Annotated in this window: 17 protein-coding genes; 3 read left to right on the forward strand and 14 right to left on the reverse strand. The window is 69.5% G+C overall.

Annotation, left to right across the window (positions count from 1 at the left end):
- Positions 1-56 precede the first annotated feature (56 nt).
- The 13 genes from AC1D2K_RS01100 to yccS all read right to left on the reverse strand — a co-directional run bounded on the left by AC1D2K_RS01100 (position 57) and on the right by yccS (position 15,464).
- The gene (locus AC1D2K_RS01100) at positions 57-983 is read right to left on the reverse strand and encodes a dimethyl sulfoxide reductase anchor subunit family protein (RefSeq protein WP_478085617.1); all 927 of its coding nucleotides are present in this window, start codon (positions 981-983) and stop codon (positions 57-59) included.
- The gene (locus AC1D2K_RS01105; RefSeq protein WP_478085618.1) at positions 980-1,780 is read right to left on the reverse strand and encodes a 4Fe-4S dicluster domain-containing protein; all 801 of its coding nucleotides are present in this window, start codon (positions 1,778-1,780) and stop codon (positions 980-982) included. The genes AC1D2K_RS01100 and AC1D2K_RS01105 overlap by 4 nt, the downstream gene beginning before the upstream one ends.
- Positions 1,777-4,704, reverse strand: coding sequence for a molybdopterin oxidoreductase family protein (locus AC1D2K_RS01110; protein ID WP_478085620.1), 2,928 nt, complete (start codon positions 4,702-4,704; stop codon positions 1,777-1,779). The genes AC1D2K_RS01105 and AC1D2K_RS01110 overlap by 4 nt, the downstream gene beginning before the upstream one ends.
- Positions 4,705-4,867: 163 nt before the next feature.
- Positions 4,868-5,848 carry a quinone oxidoreductase family protein gene (locus AC1D2K_RS01115; protein WP_478085622.1) on the reverse strand — a complete coding sequence of 327 codons (981 nt, stop codon included), beginning with the start codon at positions 5,846-5,848 and terminating at the stop codon, positions 4,868-4,870.
- Between the two features lie 120 nt (positions 5,849-5,968).
- Positions 5,969-6,226, reverse strand: coding sequence for a hypothetical protein (locus AC1D2K_RS01120; RefSeq protein ID WP_478085623.1), 258 nt, complete (start codon positions 6,224-6,226; stop codon positions 5,969-5,971).
- A gap of 99 nt (positions 6,227-6,325) precedes the next feature.
- Positions 6,326-7,276, reverse strand: a complete 951-nt coding sequence (locus tag AC1D2K_RS01125; protein WP_478085625.1) for a 2-hydroxyacid dehydrogenase — start codon at positions 7,274-7,276, stop codon at positions 6,326-6,328.
- Positions 7,273-7,608, reverse strand: coding sequence for an NIPSNAP family protein (locus AC1D2K_RS01130; RefSeq protein ID WP_478085626.1), 336 nt, complete (start codon positions 7,606-7,608; stop codon positions 7,273-7,275). The genes AC1D2K_RS01125 and AC1D2K_RS01130 overlap by 4 nt, the downstream gene beginning before the upstream one ends.
- A 10-nt stretch (positions 7,609-7,618) precedes the next feature.
- Positions 7,619-8,605 carry a tripartite tricarboxylate transporter substrate-binding protein gene (locus tag AC1D2K_RS01135; RefSeq protein WP_478085627.1) on the reverse strand — a complete coding sequence of 329 codons (987 nt, stop codon included), beginning with the start codon at positions 8,603-8,605 and terminating at the stop codon, positions 7,619-7,621.
- A gap of 87 nt (positions 8,606-8,692) precedes the next feature.
- Positions 8,693-9,478, reverse strand: a complete 786-nt coding sequence (locus tag AC1D2K_RS01140; RefSeq protein WP_478085628.1) for a hydroxypyruvate isomerase family protein — start codon at positions 9,476-9,478, stop codon at positions 8,693-8,695.
- A gap of 16 nt (positions 9,479-9,494) precedes the next feature.
- A complete protein-coding gene (locus AC1D2K_RS01145; protein WP_478085630.1) occupies positions 9,495-10,391 on the reverse strand; it encodes an NAD(P)-dependent oxidoreductase in 897 nt (298 codons plus the stop codon).
- Between the two features lie 71 nt (positions 10,392-10,462).
- The gene (ilvD, locus tag AC1D2K_RS01150; RefSeq protein WP_478085631.1) at positions 10,463-12,175 is read right to left on the reverse strand and encodes a dihydroxy-acid dehydratase; all 1,713 of its coding nucleotides are present in this window, start codon (positions 12,173-12,175) and stop codon (positions 10,463-10,465) included.
- A gap of 77 nt (positions 12,176-12,252) precedes the next feature.
- Positions 12,253-12,981 (reverse strand): GntR family transcriptional regulator, encoded by a 729-nt coding sequence (locus AC1D2K_RS01155; protein ID WP_478085632.1) that lies wholly within the window; start codon positions 12,979-12,981, stop codon positions 12,253-12,255.
- 239 nt (positions 12,982-13,220) lie between these two features.
- Positions 13,221-15,464, reverse strand: a complete 2,244-nt coding sequence (gene yccS / locus AC1D2K_RS01160; RefSeq protein WP_478085634.1) for a YccS family putative transporter — start codon at positions 15,462-15,464, stop codon at positions 13,221-13,223.
- Between the two features lie 84 nt (positions 15,465-15,548).
- Between yccS and AC1D2K_RS01165 the strand changes: the two genes are divergently transcribed.
- Positions 15,549-16,337 (forward strand): enoyl-CoA hydratase/isomerase family protein, encoded by a 789-nt coding sequence (locus AC1D2K_RS01165; RefSeq protein ID WP_478085636.1) that lies wholly within the window; start codon positions 15,549-15,551, stop codon positions 16,335-16,337.
- On the opposite strand, the gene AC1D2K_RS01170 is transcribed toward AC1D2K_RS01165, so the two are convergent.
- The gene (locus AC1D2K_RS01170) at positions 16,279-16,869 is read right to left on the reverse strand and encodes a DUF6306 domain-containing protein (RefSeq protein ID WP_478085637.1); all 591 of its coding nucleotides are present in this window, start codon (positions 16,867-16,869) and stop codon (positions 16,279-16,281) included. The genes AC1D2K_RS01165 and AC1D2K_RS01170 overlap by 59 nt on opposite strands.
- Before the next feature lie 165 nt (positions 16,870-17,034).
- Between AC1D2K_RS01170 and AC1D2K_RS01175 the strand changes: the two genes are divergently transcribed.
- Both AC1D2K_RS01175 and AC1D2K_RS01180 read left to right on the forward strand, forming a co-directional pair.
- On the forward strand, positions 17,035-17,934 hold the full coding sequence (locus AC1D2K_RS01175; RefSeq protein WP_478085639.1) for a LysR family transcriptional regulator: 900 nt from the start codon (positions 17,035-17,037) through the stop codon (positions 17,932-17,934).
- A gap of 102 nt (positions 17,935-18,036) precedes the next feature.
- Positions 18,037-18,750 carry an RNA polymerase sigma factor gene (locus tag AC1D2K_RS01180; RefSeq protein ID WP_478085641.1) on the forward strand — a complete coding sequence of 238 codons (714 nt, stop codon included), beginning with the start codon at positions 18,037-18,039 and terminating at the stop codon, positions 18,748-18,750.
- Positions 18,751-18,759: the final 9 nt, after the last annotated feature.

An 18,759-nucleotide genomic window follows, 5' to 3' on the forward strand; every position in this document is an offset into this window, starting at 1 on the left:
TATTGCGCATCCTCCCGGGCAGCGTCCGCGCGACGGCGCCGGCGCAGGTGACGGATTCATGAGACGACCTGGTAGTAGAGGTTTTGCGGATGCCTGGCCTGCGCAAAGAACATCCACCGGTCCGCGACGAGCCCCGGAAGCTGCACCGCCCAGGCCAGCACGAAGGCCATGCCCGACGCCGCCGCGAGGCCCCACAGCAGCAACACCGCCGGCACGGCGAAGCCGAGCACGATCAGCGCCCGCTTCAGGTGCTTCATCGATGCCGGTCCGGCGCGATGAAAGAACTCCCGCGTGTTGAATGAACCGGCCGACATGCCCATCGACGTCTGCGCCAGCTGTGGCGCGCGGATGCCGGTGGCGGACTGCAGGGTCGACTTGTGCTTCAGCAGGGCGTTGCGGCGCAGCGCCAGCGAGCGCGTGATGCCGGCCACGGCGGTCACGGCCGCGGCCGCCGGGCCGAAGGCCTGGAGCAGTTGCGGCTGCCCCGCCAGGACGGCGAGCGCGCAGGTCAGGACCAGGCCGGACGACAGGCCGGTGAGCGCGAAGTTCACGAGGGTCAGCGGCTGCGCCCACTCCTCGATGAAGCGCAGGCAGGCGTAGATCATCGCGGTGCAATACCAGAGCAGCGCCGCCGCGACGATCGCCGCGGCGGGCAGCAGCATGCTGTTGTCGATGCCGCGGTACAGCGCCAGCCACCAGAGCCCGACGATGCCGATGAAAGCGGGAAGCACGATCACCTCGCGCGAGAGCCAGGAGGTGCGCCACATCAGGACGGCGCGCCACGCCCGCCCGGGCCGGCCCAGATGGGCGAAGGAGGCGCCGAGGCCGATCAGCAGCWGGGCCTCGGCCACGAGCAGCGCCGTGGACAGGAACGAGGGCGCGAGCGCCAGGCCCGCCAGGCGGGCCAGCGCCAGCGCGACCACCATGCCCTGCGCGGCACCGGCAACGACAGTGAAGATGACGACGGAGAAGGCCGGATTCACAGCGGTCCTCCGAGGGTCGGCTGCACCTTCGACGCGCCACCCGCGACCTCGGTCACCCGCCGCGGCAGGTACTGGTTGGCCGGCCGAGTCTCCCACTCGGGCATCAGCGAATAGCCGCCAYGCTCGCGGATCGCGATCGATGCCTCGGAATTCGGATCCTTCACGTCGCCGAAGATGCGCGCGCCGGTCGGGCAGGCCTTGACGCAGGCGGGCTTGCGATCTTCCTTGGGCAGCTTCTCGTCGTAGATGCGGTCGACGCACAGCGTGCACTTGGTCATGACCTGGCGCTCCTCGTCGAGTTCGCGCGCGCCGTAGGGGCAGGCCCAGGCGCAGTACTTGCAGCCGATGCACTTGTCGTAGTCGACCAGCACGATGCCGTCCTCCTTGCGCTTGTAGCTGGCGCCCGTCGGGCACACGGGCACGCACGGCGGATCCTCGCAATGCAGGCAGCTCTTGGGGAAGTGGATGGTCTCGGTAACCGGGTACGCGCCGGCCTCGTAGGTCTGGACGCGATTGAAGAAGGTGCCGGTCGGATCGGCGCCGTAGGGCTTCTCGTCGGCCAGCGGGCCGGCGCTGCCGGAGGTGTTCCATTGCTTGCAGGAGGTCACGCAGGCGTGGCAGCCGACGCACACATTGAGGTCGATCACCAGCGCCAGTTGCCTGGCCAGCGTCTCGCCCTGGTCGGCGCGCACGCGCACCTCGCCGCCGCGCGAGATCGACACGGGCCGCACGCCCTCCTCCACCAGCGCCATCGGCTGCGCGGCGCCCTTCATCAGGTCCTTGAGCCACTGGATCATTTCAGGCGCCCCGCGAAATAGGTCAGCACGCTCGCGGCCTTGCCCACCACGCCCGGCGTGGACGGCATGCTCGCCATCTGCGGGAAGCTCTCCTTCGGATCCCCCGGATCGGCGGGCCGTATCCGCACGCGCACGTCGTACCAGCCGGCCTGGCCCGTGATCGGGTCGGAGTTGCTGATGGTGGTGCCGCCATGCGAATTGGCAAAGGGCAGCTCCTCGGTGATCAGGTGATTGAGCAGGAAGCCCTTGCGCGCCTCGTCCGCGCCAGGCGCCAGCTGCCAGGCGCCGTCGGCCTTGCCGATCGCGTTCCAGGTCCAGACGGTGCCGGGCTCGACCGTCTCGCTGTAGCGCAGCATGCAGCGCACCTTGCCCCACTGGCTTTCGACCCAGCACCAGCCGCCGTCCTCGATGCCGGCCGCCTTCGCGGTGGCCGGATTGACGTGCAGGTAGTTGTGGCTGTGGATCTGCCTCAGCCACGCATTCTGCGAATCCCACGAGTGGTACATCGCCATCGGGCGCTGGGTCAGCGCGTTGAGCGGGTAGGCCTCGCGATCAGTCACGCCGTCTTCCAGCGGCGGATACCAGAACGGCAGCGGGTCGAAGTAGGTGTCGATGCGCTCGCGCAGTTCCTCGGGCGGCCGGCGGCCCTTCGTCTTGCCCTGGGCCGCCAGCCTGAAGCTCTGCAGGGTGTCGGAATACAAGGCGAGCTGCACCGGGTCGTTGCGTTGCCGCCAGCCCTTGTCCATGGCGAAGTCCAGGTACTCCCGGTTCCAGTTGCGCATGTAGTGCATGGTCTGCGGCATGTGGTAGCGGAACACGCAATTGTTCTTCGCATAGGCCTCCCACTGCTTCGGGTTGGGCTCGCCCTTGAGGTGTTCGGTGCCGTCCTTGCCGCGCCATCCCATCAGGAAGCCGATCCCGGGCGCCGGCTGGAAATTGACGACGAAGTCGGGATAGCCGCTGAACTTGCGCCCGCCTTCGGGCGTGGTGAAGGCCGGAAACTTGAGCCGCGAGGCCAGCTCGATCAGCACCTCCTGGAACGGCTTGCATTCGCCGGTCGGCGGCACGACCGGGACCCGCACCGAGTCCACCGGCCCGTCGAACTCGGAGATCGGCCGGTCGAGCATGCCCATCACGTCGTGGCGCTCGAGGTAGGTGGTGTCGGGCAGCACGAGGTCGGCGAAGGCCACGGTCTCGCTCTGGAAGGCATCGCACACCGCCAGGAAGGGAATCATGTACTCGCCCTTCTCGTCCTTGCGGTTGAGCATCTCGCGCACGCCCATGGTGTTCATGCTCGAGTTCCACGCCATGTTGGCCATGAAGATCAGCAGCGTGTCGATGCGGTACGGATCGCCCTTCACCGCGTTGGTGATGACGTTGTGCATCAAGCCGTGGGCCGACAGCGGATGCTCCCACGAGAAAGCGTGGTCGATGCGGATCGGCGAGCCGTCGGGGTTGATGGCCAGTTCGTCGGGACCGGCCGGAAAGCCCAGCGGCGCCGCGTTGAGCGGCGTGTCGGGCTGGATCATTTCGGGCGAATTGAAGGCCCGGTAGTTGGGCACGATGTGGCGCGGGTACGGCGCCTTGTGGCGAAAGCCCCCGGGCGCGTCGATGGTGCCCAGCACGCTCATCAGCACCGCCAGCGCGCGCACCGTCTGAAAGCCGTTGGAATGCGCCGCCAGTCCGCGCATCGCATGGAAAGCCACCGGGCGTCCCTGCGTGGTCGGATGCTTCTTGCCCCAGGCGTCGGTCCACGGGATCGGCAGTTCGAAGGCCTGCTTCAGCGCCGTCTCGCCCATCTCGCGCGCGAGCAGGCGGATGCGCGCGGCCGGGATGCCGGTGATGGCTTCCGCCCATTCGGGCGTGCAGTCCGCGACGCGCTCGCGCAGCAACTGGAACGAGGGCGCCACCCGGGTGCCGTCGGCCAGTGTGTAGCGACCCTCGAGCGCCGGCTCGCAGCCGTCGGCGATGCCTTCGGGATAGGCCGGCCGCACGCAGCCGCCGGCCGCATCCCACACCAGCTTGTTGTGCGGATGGCGGCCGTCGCCCGGCGGTCCGCGCTCCGGGTCGAAGGCGAACAGGCCCTCGCGCTCGCCCTCGTCCAGCACCACCAGCTGCGGCGCGTTGGTGAATCGCCGAAGGAAGGCGTGGTCGATCAGGTCGCCCGCGATCAGCTCGTGCAGCAACGCCATGAAGAGCGCGCCGTCGGTGCCCGGCTTGATCGGGATCCACTCGTCGGCGATGGCCGAATAGCCGGTGCGCACCGGGTTGATCGAGATGAAGCGGCCGCCGTTGCGCTTGAACTTCGACAGCGCGACCTTCATCGGATTGCTGTGGTGGTCTTCGGCGGTGCCGATCATCACGAACAGCTTGGCCCGGTCGAGGTCGGGGCCGCCGAACTCCCAGAAGCTGCCGCCGATGGTGTAGATCATGCCGGCGGCCATGTTGACCGAGCAGAAGCCGCCATGCGCCGCATAGTTGGGCGTGCCGAACTGGCGTGCGAACAGGCCGGTGAGCGCCTGCATCTGGTCGCGGCCGGTGAAGAGCGCGAACTTCTTCGGGTCGGTGGCACGGATCTTCGAGAGCCGCTCGGTCAGGATGTCGAACGCGCGCTCCCAGCTGATGGGCTCGAACTCGCCGGCGCCGCGCTCGCTGCCGGCCTTGCGCAACAGCGGACGCGTGAGCCGCGCCGGCGAGACCTGCTTCATGATCCCCGCCGAACCCTTGGCGCAGATCACGCCCTGGTTCAGCGGATGGTCCGGATTGCCGTCGATGTAGCGCACCTCGCCGTCCCGCAGGTGCACGCGGATGCCGCAGCGGCAGGCGCACATGTAGCAGGTGGTGGTCTTGACTTCGGTCTCTGCGACCGGCGTCGGCGACGCCAGCGGATCGTGAAGCGGCTCGCGGGATAGGAATTTGAACACGGCGGGTCTCATCGTTGGCGTTGTGACACCAGGCGCTGGGCTCGCGCCGGCTCTTCTCGCGCGTCCATGGTAGGCAGTTGCGCTAAAAAGCAAAACCGCACAATTTCGATCAGTGTGATCTGGCAAACAGATCAACGAATGGGGCGGGACGCACCCCGCCGCCTCAGGGCAGCATCACGATCGCGCCGGTGCTGGCCCGGTTCTCGGCCAGCCGGTGCGCATCGGCCACCTGCTCCAGCCCGAAGCGTGCCCCGATGCTCGCGCGCACCGCGCCGGTGGCCATCGCGTCGAAGACGTCGGCGGCGTTGGCGCGAAAGGTCGACGTGTCGGCGTTGTGCGGAAAGACCGAAGGCCGCGTCAGGAACAGGCAGCCCTTCTTGTTCAGCAGCTCGGGCTCGATGGCCGGTGCCGGACCCGAAGCGGCGCCGTAGAGCACCACCATCCCGAAGGGCGCGGTGCAGTCGAGCGAGCCCATGAAGGTGTGCCGGGCCACCGAGTCGTAGACCACGCGCGCCTTGCGCCCGCCGGTGGCCGCGATCACCTGCGCGACCCAGTCGGGTTGCGAGTAATCGATCGCGGCGGCGCAGCCCGCGGCCCGCGCGACCTCGCACTTGGCGGCCGATCCCGCGGTGCCGATGACCGTCGCGCCCAGCGCACTGGCCCAGCCGCTGAGGATCTGGCCGACGCCGCCGGCGGCTGCGTGCACCAGCACGACGTCGCCGGGCTGCACCGGGTACGTCCGCTTGAGCAGGTACTGCGCGGTCATGGCCTTGAAGAACACCGCCGCCGCATCCTCGTCGGAGATGCCGGGAGGGATCTTCACCAGCTTGGCCGCGGGCACGTTGCGGCGCTCCGCATAGGCGCCGGCGCCGGCGTTCATGTAGACCACGCGGTCGCCCGGCTGCAGCTCGGCCACACCCTCGCCCAGCGCCTCGACGACACCGGCCGCCTCGTGGCCGAGGCCGGTCGGCGCCTGCAGCGGGTACTTGCCGGATCGCTGGTAGATATCGATGTAGTTGAAGCCGATGGCGGTCTGGCGCAGTTGCACCTCGCCGGGACCGGGAGCGGGAACGTCGATGGATTCGACCCGCATCACTTCGGGACCACCGAATTCGTGCAGCTGCACCGCGCGCGCCTGGGTCATGGTCGGGTCTTCCTGTCGAGTGGCCGAAAGCGCCAGCCCCACGCGATCAGGTCGCGCGCAAGCCGCTGGCTGCGCGCAGTATGCACGGACCCGCTGGCGCCCGTCGGGCGCCGTGCCTTGCTAGCGGGCGATGCGCTCGTGGCGGTCGGCGGCCGCGAACAGGTCGTCCGAGAAGCTGCGGTCAGTGCGCGCGAAGGTCGAGGCCCATTCGCGGAGCGCGTCGGCTTCGGCCTTGCGCGACAGCGGGGCTTCGGGGGCCGCCGCCTTCCAGCCGGTCAGCAGCCGGAGGCCGAAGGCCAGCGCGCGCGACAGGGGGTGGGCCGCGGGTGCGGAACCGGGTGCATCGATGGAAATACCGTTGGCGAGGGTGATGGACATGGCGAGGGTTCTCCTGGGTCGGACTCGATTATAAGGGTTAACCCTAATCGTCTGCTCCGGCCCGCAGAATGCCCCCCGCTCGCCATGCCGAAGGCACGCTCAGGCCCTGACCTCGGTCTCCAGCCGGCCCGATTCCACGAAGCGGCGGACATTGCGCAGCACGAGGTCCGCCATCGCCTGCCGAGTTTCCACCGTGCCGCTGGCGATGTGCGGCAGCACGACGACGTTGTCCATCGCCAGCAGGGCGGAAGGCACGTGCGGCTCCAGTTCGAACACGTCCAGCGCCGCGCCGCCGAGTTGGCCGGATGCCAGGGCCTCGACCAGCGCCTTCTCGTCCACCACCGAACCCCGGGCGATGTTGACGAGGAAAGACCGCGGTCCCAATGCCCGCAGCACCTCGCCGGAGACCAGGTGATGGGTGGCGGGGCCGCCGGAACAGGCGACCACCAGAAAGTCGGCCCAGGTGGCGAGCGCGACCAGCGAGGGCTCGTGGCGCCAGGGCGCATCGGGCAACGCGAAGCGCACGTGGTAGCGGATGTCCATGTCGAACCCGGCGCAGCGGCGGGCGACCGCCTGCCCGATGCGCCCCATGCCCAGGAAGCCGAGCCGCTTGCCGCTGAAGCGCGCGCCCAGCGCGGGCGGCCCCTTGGCCACCCAGTCGCCGCGGCGCACGTGGCGGTCCGCAGCCGAGACGCCGCGCGCCACATCGATCAGCAGGCCGACGGCAAGGTCGGCCACGCAGTCGTTGAGCACCTCGGGCGTGTTGCTGACGACCACGTCCCGGGCCCGGGCGGCCTCCAGGTCGATCGCGTCGGTGCCGACGCCCAGGCTGCAGATCGCCCGCAGGCGCGGCAGCCGATCCATCAATGCGGCATCGGCGCCGGCCGTGGCATGGGTCACCAGCACCGAGAACTCGGCGCCGCGGGCGGCCAGGAATTCGTCGGGGGCGGCCTCGCGCCACAGGGGGTGCACGTCATGGCCCTGCTGCAGTTGCGCTTCGAGGCCGGGCGGCAGCCGTCCGAGCTGGAGGATCCGCAGCGCACCGGTCATCGCGGCGGCTCCGCTGCCAGGGCGGCCAGATCGACGCTCTTCAGGAGCGTGATTTCCTGCCGCACCACGTGCCCGTCGGCCAGGCTCCTGCCCTTGTAGGCGAGCCACTGCGGATCCGCTTCGAGGGCGCTGCGCCGCTGCTCGCGGTCGGCCATGCTCTCGTACTGCCACAGGTGGACGACCTGGCTGAGGACACCGACTTCCGTCGTGTAGTAGCCCACCGGTGCACCCAGGTGGCGCTTCTGCACCGGCAGGCCTTCGCGGGCATAGCGCTTCAGGAAGGCCGGCACGGCGCCGATCCCGAGGGTGTAGGTTCTGAGATCCACGATCATCTTGCGGTCCTTACTGGGGCTGGAAGCCGGCGTTCTTGACCATCGTGGTCCAGGCCTTGTTGGTGTCCTTGACCCGCGTCGCCAGCTGGGCCGGCGTGCTCGACGTGGCCGTGACGCCCATGTTGGCGAGCGTCTCGACGAACTCCGGCGAGCGCACCAGCTTGGCCAGCGCCGTGCTGTACGACTGCATCAACGCGGCGGGCGTGTGGGCCGGCGCGAACAGGCCCGTGAAGATGACTTCCTCGTAACCCTGGATGCCCAGTTCGGCGTAGGTGGGCACATCCGGCAGGACCGGCAGGCGCGTGGTCCCGTTGACCGCCACGATGCGGGTCTTGCCGGCCTTCGCGGGTGGCAGCATTGCCCCCACCGAGCCGATGCCCGCGGGGATCTGGCCGGCGATCAGGTCCTGGAGCATCGGGGCATCGCCGCGATAAGGCACCGACTTCAGGTCGGAGCCCAGCACGCGCGAGACGATGTCGACGGCGAACACCGGCGCACTCGCGGGTGCCGGCACGCCGACGTTGCCCCGGCCGGGGTCGGCCTTGGCCCAGCTGGCGAACTCGCGCAGCCCGGCGTCGCTGTTGCCGATGGTCGACGGATTGATGACGAAGACGTCCGGATGGATCGCCACCAGGCCCACCGGCGCGAAGTCCTTCAGGGCATCGAATCCCGGATTGAGCGTGGTCAGCGGGATCATCGACACCGTGTGGCTGTTCGAGAGGAACAGCGTGAGCCCGTCCGGCCGCGCGGCCTTGAGCGCCTGCGCCGCGATCTGGCCGCCCGCGCCCGACCGGTTGTCGACCACGAACGGGCGCTTCAGCTCCTGCTGCAGGCCGAGCGCCAGGTGGCGCGCGATCACGTCCGTGCCGCTGCCGGCCACCGACCCGACCATGATCTTCACCGCGGCATCTTCGGCGAACGCACAGGCGGCCGAGGCGGCGAGGGCCGAGGCCACGGCCAGGCGGGTGAATGTCTTGAAGGCACGAGGAAACGTCATGGGGCGAAGCTTTCGTAGGGTTGATGAAGAGAGGAAGCAGGAGACCGCGGAAACCGAATGCGCAAGGAGATAGGGGCACCGTGCGCCTCAGGCGATGACGCCTTCGGCGCGCAGCGGCGCGCACCACCGCAGGCCTTCGAGGGGGTCGCCGCGCGGCCGGTATTCGCAACCCAGCCAGCCCTCGTAGCCCAGCGCGGCGAGCAGGGAGAGCGCGGCGGACTGGTCGTTCTGCCCGAGGTCCGGCTCGTGCCGGTCCGGCGTGCCGGCGATCTGCACGTGGCCGATCCAGGGTGCGGCTTCGCGCACGGCCGCTCTCAGGTCCAGCCCCTCCTGGGCGCAGTGATAGAAGTCGAACTGCAGGCGCAGGTGCGGCGAGTCGACATGCCGCACGATGTCGATCGCCTGGCTCGGCAGGTGATAGAAGTACCCCGCCATGTCGATGCGGTTGAGCGCCTCGAGCGTCAGCACCCGTCCCTGCCTCTCGGCCTGCGGCAGCGCATGCGCGAGGTTCTCCAGCAGCGTCTGCCGGCAAGCCTGGGGGTCCAGGCCGACGGTGTTGCCAGCCATCACGTGAATGTGGCTGCATCCGGTGGCCTGGGCCACCTCCAGGGCGCGCGCGAAGCCGCGGCGAAAGCCGGCCTGCTGGCCCGCCACGGCGGCGAGTCCCCGGTGGCCCGGCGCGGGCCCGATGGGCGTGTTGAACAGCACCAGCTGCAGGCCGTGCTCGCGCAGCATGCGGCCGTACCACTCGGCGGGCTGCTCGTAGGGCAGCAGGATCTCCACACCCGTGAAACCGTCCCGGGCCGCCGCGGCGAAACGCTCGGGCTCGGGCAGCTGGCCGTAGAGCCAGCTCAGGTTGGCAGCCAGTCGCATCGGGGCTCCGGCGCGGTCAATGGCCCACGGTCCGCGCGAAAGCCGCGCGGCGCTCGGGCAGCATGATGCTGACGACAGCGGACAGCTCGGCCGCGCCGAGGCCGAGCGCCGACGCCGCGCGCAGGACCTGCTGCACCGAACTGGTCACCGGCATCGGCGCGTCGCTCTTCTGTGCCAGCGCGGCGACGGTGTCGACGTCCTTCAGCATGGTCGAGAGCGCGCCGATCGATTCGCTCTGGACCTCGATCATGCGGGGCACGAAGACCTGCAGCGGCTTCGAGTCGGCCCAGCCGCCCGCCAGGGCCTCGGCCAGCTTGCCGACGTCGATGCCGTTGCGCTGCGCCAGGCCGATCGCCTCGGCGATCGCCACCACGGTGGTCGCCACGATGGCCTGGTTGCACAGCTTGGTGGCTTGCCCGGCACCGCTGGTGCCCATGTGGGTGACGCGCCCGGCATAGGCGCGCATCGCCTGCGCCGCCAGCGCCACGCGGTCCGCGGGGCCGCCGGCCATGATCGCCAGCGTCCCGGCTTCCACGCCCGCGATGCCGCCCGACACCGGGGCGTCGATCCAGACCGCGCCGCAGGCCGCTTCGAGGCGCCGGGCGTAGCCGCGGGTCGCCTCGGGCGGAATGCTCGAGTGGTCGGCGAGCCATTTCAGGCCGGCGCCGTGGACCACGCCCTCGGCGCCGAACACCACCGACTCGACCGCCTCAGCGTCATAGAGGCACAGCAGCACGGCATCGACGTCGCTGGCGGCCCGCGCGGGCGTGGCGACCGCCTCGGCGCCAAGGGCCGCCAGCGGCGCGATCTTCTCGGGCGAGCGGTTCCACACCTTCACGGCATGGCCTGCCGCCAGCAGCTTGCGAACCATCGGGGCGCCCATGAGCCCCAGACCACAGAAACCGATCTTCATGTCAAACGACTTTCTTCTTGCGCAATTGGAGGAAGGCGGCCGCGGCCACCGGGCCGCGGCTTCGCAGCCGCTCAGGCCTTCTCGGGTTCTTCGTAGGCCCAGATGACCCGGCCCGCGTGCGTGACCGCCCCTTCATGGGTCGGCCCGACCAGGCGCGCATACTTTTCGAGCGCGCCGGCCAGGCGCTCGGAGGCCTGCGGCTTCCAGGCCGCCTGGCGCGCCGCCAGTTCCCGGGCGTCGACGTCCAGCTCGATGGTCCCGGCCGTGGCGTCGATGCGGATGCGGTCGCCCTCGCGCACCAGCGCGATCGGGCCGCCGGCGGCGGCTTCCGGGCTGACGTAGCCGATGCACATCCCGCGCGTCGCGCCGGAGAAGCGGCCGTCGGTCAGCAGCGCGACCTTCTCGCCCATGCCCTGGCCATAGATCGCGGCCGTGACGCTGAGCATCTCGCGCATGCCCGGCCCGCCCTTGGGCCCTTCGTTGCGGATCAGCAGCACGTCGCCTTCCTGGTAGGCGCGTTCGGTCACGACCCGCATGCAGGCCTCTTCGTTCTCGAACACCCGGGCCCGGCCTTCGAAGCTCAGCGACTTGAGTCCGGCGATCTTGAGCAGCGCGCCATTGGGACAGAGGTTGCCCTTGAGCACGACCAGGCCGCCGGTCGGGTGCAGCGGGGCGTCGCTGTGGCGCACGATCTTGCCGTCGGCCCCCGGGAAGGCGGCCAGTTCCTCGGCCAGCGTGCGGCCGGTGAGCGTCAGCGTGTCGCCGTGCAGGTGGCCGCTGCGCAGCAGCGCATTCAGCACGGCGGGCACGCCGCCGATGACGTCGAGATCGCGCGCCAGATAGCGCCCGCCCGGCTGCAGGTCGGCGATGAGGGGCGTGTGATTGAAGACCTCGGCCACGTCGTCCAGCGTGAAGCGGATGCCCGCCTCGTGCGCGATCGCGGGGATGTGCAGCGCGGCGTTGGTTGATCCGCCCGTGGCGGCGACCGCGGCACAGGCGTTCTCGATGCTCTTGCGGGTCACCAGGTCGCGCGGCAGCGGGCCGCCGCTGCGCAGCATCTCCATGACGCGCCGTCCGGCCCGGCGCGCCAGCGCGTAGCGTTCGCTGTAGACCGCGGGCATGGTGGCCGAGCCCAGCATGGAGAGGCCCAGCGTCTCGCCCACCATCCCCATGGTGTTGGCGGTGAACTGGCCCGGGCAGGCGCCGACCGTCATGGCGCAGCTGCGCTCGACCTGGTCGAGTTGGGCGCGCGTGATCTCGCCGGTCTGGTAGCGCCCCACCCCTTCGATGGCGGTCAGCACGGTGTTCTCGCCGCCTTCGGGCGTGCGGCCCGGCAGCATCGAGCCGCCGTAGACGAACACCGACGGCACGTTCAGGCGCACCATCGCCATCATGGTGCCGGGCAGGGTCTTGTCGCAGCCCGCGAAGCCGACCAGCGCGTCGTAGGCATGGCCGCGCACGGCCACCTCGATGCTGTCGGCGATCAGCTCGCGCGACAGCAGGCTCATGCGCATGCCGTCGTGGTTCATCGAGGTGCCGTCGGACACCGAGATGGTGGAGAAGGAGACCGGAAAGCCGCCGCCCTCGGCCACGCCCAGGCGGGCGCTGTCGGCCTGCGGGCCGAGCGACTTGGAGCACGGCGTGTTGTCGCCCGCGGTGCTGACGATGCCGACGAGCGACTTGTCCATGTCCTCGTCGCCCATGCCGGTGGCGCGCAGGAAGGCGCGGTGGGCGGCCCGGCTGGGGCCCTGGGTAACCATTTTCGATCGGTGCTTGTGCAACATAGGTCGTGGGTGCTGGAGTCAAGGGTCGGCGGGAGCGACGTGCGCAGACCGCCGGTTCAGTGGGGTGAGAGAAACGATCAGCTGGGCTGCGGCTGGGCGGGAAGATCGATGCCGAGCGATTCCAGGCTCAGGCGGTCGAAGATCCACGAGACGTCGAGTTCGATGCACTGGCGCGCCCGGGCGTAGTCGCCCTGCCGGATCGCCTCGACGGTGGATTCGTGCAGCTGGTCGGCGGGCTCCTGATCGGTGTGCAGGAACTCGCGCGTCGCGCGCAGGTAGGCGCCCGACTGCAGCCAGAGGCTTTCGATCACGGCCATCATCACGGGCGACTCGGCCGCCTGGTAGATCGTGAAGTGGAAGACGCGGTTCTTCTCCAGGCTGGTCGCGATGCCGTCGCGGCTGCGGCGAGCGCGCGTGATGTCCTCGGCCAGGCGCGCCAGCGTGTCCAGCGTGGCCGGCGTCAGGCGCGCGGCGGCCCACTCCGTGATGGTGCCCTCGACGAGGATGCGCGAGCGGCGGATGTCATCGAGCCGCGCCTTGGTGATCAGGGGCACCCGCGTGGTGCCGTTGGGCATGGGCTCCAGCCCTTGCTGGGCGACCAGCCGGCGCAGCGCCTCGCGCACCGGCATCGTGCTGGTGCCCAGCGCATCGGCCAGGTACTGGATGCCCAGCAGCTGCCCGGCTCGGTACTCGCCATGCATCAGCTTGTTGCGCAAGGCCTGATAGACGGACTCATTCACCGACGAGCGGACGATCGGTTCCAGGGCCGCGAGGGGGTCGAACGGGGTCGGAGTCGGATCCTTCATGGGTGCTTGGTCTTCAAAATCTTGATGTTTGATGTTTGATCAAACATCAAGGCGAATCAAGGCAATCGAACGACTTTCTTATGAGTGTTTGCCCGAAGCTGGGCGGAAAATGAAGCCAACGAGCGCCAAAGCAGGGCATTTTGTTCCGTATGGGGAACAAAACCTGTCTCACGCATGCCGTCGCCAGGCCACGCACACATGCGACTGAACGGCCGGCGGGCCGTTCTCGCCGGATCGCCCTACCCGCCTTCCGACGCGCCAGCCTCCAGCCGCAGCCATCGGACGGCGTAGCCGCGCAGGGCCTCGATCTGCAGCCCGATCAGCCGGAGTTCGGTGCGAAGCAGTTGCACCGCAGGGTCGGCCTCGTCGTCCGAGCCGAACAGGCCGGCCAGCGCCTGGGGATCGGCCAGGGGCGTCGCCGCCATCGCCTCGACAGCAGCCGCGGACGCCTGCTCGATATTCGCCGCCAATGCATCCACCGCCTCGCCTGCGACGTCTGCCGCGGCGCGCAACGCCTCGGCATGCGCCGGACTCTGCAACGCCACGCGGTGCGCGCCGAGCGCCGACAGATAGCTCAACAGGGTGTGCGATTGAATCAGGAAGCGCAGCGCCACGCCGGCGCGCGGCCGCACGACGGCCGGCTCGCGGAACATCTCGGACACCGCGACCGCCAGCGCGGCGTCGGCGTTGTGGGCGTTGCGCCTGGCCAGCCGATAGGGCAGGTCGTCGCGGGCGCCGGCGCGGTACTGGGCGGCGATCTCCCGCAGATAAAGGGCCTGGTAGCGCATTGCCGCGGCCGCCAGTTCGTTGAAGCGCCGCGCCTGCCAATGGGGCAGCACCAGCACCATGGCGAGCCCCGCGATCGCGCTGCCGATGGCGGTATCGACCAGCCGCGGCACGATCAGCACGCCGCTGTCGCCCACCTGGTTGAAGCACATCAGCACCAGCACCGTCATGCAGGCCGTCGCCAGCAGGTAGCGCGTGGCGCGCGTCGCGAAGAAGAGCACACCGGCCGCCACCGCCAGCAGCGCCTGGAGCAGATGCTGGGGAAACAGCTCCAGCAGCGCCCAGCCGATCACCACGCCGAGCGCCGTGCCCGCCATGCGCTGGCCCATGCGCGACACGGTGTCGCCCCAGGTCTGCTGGCAGACGAACAGCGTCGTCAGCAGGATCCAGTAGCCCTGCGCCGGATGGATCAGGCGCATGACGCCATAGCCGGCCACGAGCGCGACCGCCAGCCGTAGCGCATGGCGAAACAGTGGGGAACGCGGCGCGAGCTGGCGTCGAATGCGCTCGGCCGCGTCGCGCCATGAGTGGGGCGAGCGATCGAGCAGGCCCATGTCCGTGCGCCCGGCCCGCGCCGTGGGCTCGCTGGCGCCGGCCAGTTGCCCGTCGAGCTGCTCCAGGTTGCGCGCCAGCGCCTCCACCGAGGCGAGCAGCGCCAGTCGCCCGGGCTCGTGCGCATGCTGACGCTCGTGCTCGATCGCGCTGCGCAATTCCGCCAGCGCCTGCACCGTCGCGGTGTCGGCGGCGAAAGGCTCGCGCCGCTCGATCGACAGCGCGAGTCGCCGGCAAGCCTCGCCTTGCAGGTGCAGCACGCGCTGGCAGCGATAGAGCAGGTCGCTGTGAAAGAAGGCGTCGGCCAGCGCGTTGTAGTCGTCATGGGACGAACTCGCGCGCTCGTGCACATCCTGCGCGATCAGGTAGAGCCCGCGATAGCGCGCGATGCGCCCCGTGGGCGCGCGCGCGCCGATGCGCCGGAAGATGCTTTCCTTGGCGGCATTGAGCTCGACCACCACCTCCGCATTGAGCTGCGAGAGCGACAGCCTCTTGCGCTCGATGTCGATGCCGCGCAAGGGCTCGAACAGGGAGGCCTTGAAGCGCACGTAGTCGCCGAGCACCGCGTACAGCCTGGCCAGCCGCGCTTGCACCGGCTGGGCCGGGAAGGCCAGGCACCAGGCCACCGAGAACACCCCGTACCAGGCGGCGCCCGCGAGCAGGAGCCACAGCTCGCGGTAGCGCTCGACAGGGTCCGCCTGCGGCTGGTTGTCGATGCCCAGGGTGGTGTACATCGCAAGGATCAGCGTGGCGTAGCCGATCGCCTTGTAGCGCGCCTCGACCGCCCCGAGCATGGTGAGCCAGAACGCCGCGAGGGCGAGGCTCGTGATGAAGAGGTAGGGGCGATCGATCAGGGCCGCGACGGCGAAGGCGGCCACCGCGAAGCAGACCAGCGTGACGACCTGGGCCCGATAGCGCCCGCGCCAGCTGTCGTCGGTCTCGGCCAGTGCGCTGGCGATCGCACCCAGGAACAGCGGGGTCACGGCCTCCATCCGCCCACTCGCGCCGCACGCCGCCATCAGGCTTCCCAGGGTGAGCAGCACCCGCAGCGCCTGGGCCTGGCCCGCGCCCCATCTACCGAGTTGTTGGGGGAAAGTCTCGATCACGAGGGGCAGCATGCCATCGTTGTGCACGATGTGTGCCATGCCCGCTCTTGCCGGTGCGCGGTCTGGGGTCTACTCGGGCTTCTCGCCCCAACAATCTGAACCCCGAACCCGGAGCCCCACCGCATGACCACCGACCTCAGCAGCCCCGATATCGACGTTCGCTTCGACAAGCACGTCGCCATCGTGGAGATCCGCCGCCCCCCGCACAACTTCTTCGACGCGCCGCTGATCGCCGGCCTGGCCAGCGCCTTCGAAGCACTGGAAGCCGATGCGAACTGCCGCGCGATCGTGCTGTGCGCGGAAGGCAGCGCGTTCTGCGCGGGCGCCGACTTCGCGAAGGCCGACGACAGCGCCGGGCGCAAGAGCCCGCGTGCCGTCAACCCGATCTACGACGAAGCCCTGCGGATGTTCGCATGCACCAAACCGGTGGTGGCCGCGGTGCATGGTCCCGCCATCGGTGGCGGGCTCGGCCTGGCCCTGGTCGCGGACTTTCGCGTCACCTGCCCGGAAGCGCGCTTCTCGGCCAACTTCAACCGGCTCGGCTTTCATCCGGGCTTCGGTCTGTCGACCACCCTGCCCCGCCTGGTCGGCACCCAGAAGGCGGCGCTGCTGTTCTACACCGGCCGGCGCATCGGCGGCGAAGAGGCACTGGCCATCGGCCTCGCCGACGTGCTGGTGGCACAGGCCCAGGTGCGCGCCGAAGCGCTGAAGCTCGCGGCCGAGATCGCGACCTCGTCGCCGCTGGCCGTGGTCTCGACCCGGAACACGCTGCGCGCCGGACTCGTCGAGGCGATCCGGCAGGCGGTCGCTCGCGAAAGCGTCGAGCAGAACCGGCAGTTCGGCACCGAGGACTTCAAGGAAGGCGTGGCGGCGATGGCCGCCCGGCGCGAGCCTGTGTTCCAGGGAAGGTAGCCTCCAGGGCGCGGCGGTCCAGGAAGCCGCCGACGTGCGCGATGTTGTCCGCATGCCGCGCGCACATCTCGGCGAGCTGATCGCGCAGCGCGCCTTCGCGCAGGCGCGGCAGCAGCGCCGTCAGCTTGTCAACCACCCAGGCCTGGCCGCGATTCAGGAACGCCAGTCGCTTGCCCAGGTCGTCGATCGCCATCGCCTTGTCGTAGAAAGCGCCGGTGCGGGTGCTCGGTGCGCCGTCGATCGACTGGATCGCCCGGATGAGCATGCCGCACCACTTGACTTCGTCGCGTCGGATCTGCTCGCCGAGCTGCCCGAGCGCACCATCCCCGCCCGCCTTGATGAACTGCATCGCGACGCGGGCACCGGCCCGCTCCGCTTCGAGCAGCTCGTTGAGCGAGGCGAGCAATTCCTCAGGGCCGATGGGCGGAACACAGGCCGCATCCAGCTCTTCGGCATAGCACACCGGCGACGACACTTCGATCCTCTCGTGCCACGCTCCGGGCGGCGTAGTCATGACGTCGTTGGCTTTCATGGTGCGCTCCTTTCGGGTTGGGGCGCGGAAAGCGCCTTTCGATGCAGCGGCCTCGCCTTTCACGCGGGGCCCATGGACATCATGATCCCTCCGGGCTTGATCAAAGTAAAATGAGTTTTATTGCCGTTTCACTGCAATTATTTCTCATCCAAACCAGGATGCCGGATGGATCTCACGCTCGCCCAGACCTTCCTCGAGATCGTGCAGACGCGCAGCTTCCTGCGCGCCGCGGAACAGCTGCATGTCACGCCGACCTCGGTCAGCGCACGCGTGCGGACGCTGGAAGAGTTGCTGGGCCGCGCCCTGTTCGTCAGGAACAAGTCCGGCGCCACGCTGACCCCCGCGGGCGAGCAGTTCCTGCCGCATGCGACCAGCCTGGTGCAGGTCTGGGAGCGCGCGCGCCACCAGGTGGCGGTGCCCGCCGGTCGGCGCGCCGCGCTCGGCATCGGCTGCGAGCTCAGTCTCTGGGATCCGCTGTTGCTGCAGTGGATGCTGTGGATGCGCTCCGCCGCGCCGCATCTGGCGATCCGCACCGAGGTCGGCTTTCCGGGCCATCTTCTCGACAAGACGGCCGACGGCGTGCTGGACATCGCGATCGTCTATGCGCCCCAGCATCGTCCCGGGCTGCGCGTCGAACTCCTGATCGAGGAGAAGCTCGTGATGGTCACCACCGCCAAGCGCGCACGCGCGCCGCGCGCCTCGGACTACGTGTATGTCGACTGGGGCCCGGAGTTCGCCGCGCAGCACGGGCTGGCCTTTCCCGAACTCTCCAATGCCGCGGTGAAGGCCGGCCTCGGCCCGCTGGGACGCGAGTACCTTCTGGCAGCCGGGGGCACCGGCTACTTCCGGCTCGACGTCGTCCGCGCCCATCTCGAATCGGGGCGCCTGCGCCGCGTGCCCGACATGCCGGAATTCCTCTATCCCGCGTATGCGGTCTACGCGGCGGATTGCGACCGCAAGCTCGTGGACCCGGCGCTGGCCGGCCTCAGGCAAGTGGCGAGTCCGCGCGCCATCCAGGGCAAGCCCGCATCGCAGCGTCCGCGGCGAGCGGCGAAGAAGCGCTGAGCGCGCAGCCATCGTCCTGATCGGGACGCAGGCGCGAGATCCGCGGCGTCGAAAGTTGAAACGTGCCGCGCAGTCGCCCCGTCTAACGGGTGAAAGGCCTACATGCACAACGCACACCATCCCTCACGCACCGTGGCGCTCGAAGGCACCAGCGACGCCGAGCTCGCGCTACGCGCCTCGCAGGGCGACGCGGCCGCCTTCGAAGCCATCATGCGGCGCCACAACCAGCTCCTGTTTCGCACCGCGCGCAGCGTTCTGAACAACGACGCCGACACCGAAGACGCCTTGCAGGACGCGTACCTCAAGGCCTGGCGTGCGCTCGCCGGCTTTCGTGCCGATGCGAAGCTCTCCACCTGGCTGGTGCGCATCGTGGTCAATGAAGCACTGACGCGCCTGCGCCGACGCAGCGCGCGGGTGATTCCCCTCGACGCTTCGGCGCCGGGCGACGAACCCACCGAGGAGCCATGGATGGAGGACGACATCGACCGGCAGCCCGACCGGCTCGCCATGCGGGAGGAAATGCGCCGGCTGATCGAGACCCGCATTGATCGCCTGCCGGATCTCTACCGCACGGTCTTCATGCTGCGCGCCGTCGAGGAGATGAGCGTCGAGGAGGTCTCGGTCGTTCTCGAACTGCCCGAAGCCACCGTACGGACGCGCTTCTTTCGCGCACGCAGCCTGCTGCGCGAAGGCCTGTCGCGCGATGTCGACCTCGCCGTCGGCGACGCGTTCTCGTTTGCCGGCGACCGCTGCGATCGCATCGTCGGCGGCGTGCTGGCAAAGCTTGCAACCGAGCGGGAAATTCCCCGCGACTGACCACCCACG

Source organism: Variovorax sp. P1_H12_2, from assembly GCF_056405335.1.

What these genes read in the sequence shown, in the direction of transcription:
- AC1D2K_RS01115 (WP_478085622.1), bottom strand. Translation starts at nt 5,848, where the DNA reads ATGACCCAGGCGCGCGCGGTGCAGCTGCACGAATTCGGTGGTCCCGAA.
- AC1D2K_RS01165 (WP_478085636.1), top strand. Translation starts at nt 15,549, where the DNA reads ATGACCACCGACCTCAGCAGCCCCGATATCGACGTTCGCTTCGACAAG.
- AC1D2K_RS01130 (WP_478085626.1), bottom strand. Translation starts at nt 7,608, where the DNA reads ATGATCGTGGATCTCAGAACCTACACCCTCGGGATCGGCGCCGTGCCG.
- AC1D2K_RS01170 (WP_478085637.1), bottom strand. Translation starts at nt 16,869, where the DNA reads ATGAAAGCCAACGACGTCATGACTACGCCGCCCGGAGCGTGGCACGAG.
- AC1D2K_RS01120 (WP_478085623.1), bottom strand. Translation starts at nt 6,226, where the DNA reads ATGTCCATCACCCTCGCCAACGGTATTTCCATCGATGCACCCGGTTCC.
- AC1D2K_RS01155 (WP_478085632.1), bottom strand. Translation starts at nt 12,981, where the DNA reads ATGAAGGATCCGACTCCGACCCCGTTCGACCCCCTCGCGGCCCTGGAA.
- AC1D2K_RS01175 (WP_478085639.1), top strand. Translation starts at nt 17,035, where the DNA reads ATGGATCTCACGCTCGCCCAGACCTTCCTCGAGATCGTGCAGACGCGC.
- AC1D2K_RS01145 (WP_478085630.1), bottom strand. Translation starts at nt 10,391, where the DNA reads ATGAAGATCGGTTTCTGTGGTCTGGGGCTCATGGGCGCCCCGATGGTT.
- AC1D2K_RS01140 (WP_478085628.1), bottom strand. Translation starts at nt 9,478, where the DNA reads ATGCGACTGGCTGCCAACCTGAGCTGGCTCTACGGCCAGCTGCCCGAG.
- AC1D2K_RS01180 (WP_478085641.1), top strand. Translation starts at nt 18,037, where the DNA reads ATGCACAACGCACACCATCCCTCACGCACCGTGGCGCTCGAAGGCACC.
- ilvD (WP_478085631.1), bottom strand. Translation starts at nt 12,175, where the DNA reads ATGTTGCACAAGCACCGATCGAAAATGGTTACCCAGGGCCCCAGCCGG.
- yccS (WP_478085634.1), bottom strand. Translation starts at nt 15,464, where the DNA reads ATGGCACACATCGTGCACAACGATGGCATGCTGCCCCTCGTGATCGAG.
- AC1D2K_RS01125 (WP_478085625.1), bottom strand. Translation starts at nt 7,276, where the DNA reads ATGACCGGTGCGCTGCGGATCCTCCAGCTCGGACGGCTGCCGCCCGGC.
- AC1D2K_RS01135 (WP_478085627.1), bottom strand. Translation starts at nt 8,605, where the DNA reads ATGACGTTTCCTCGTGCCTTCAAGACATTCACCCGCCTGGCCGTGGCC.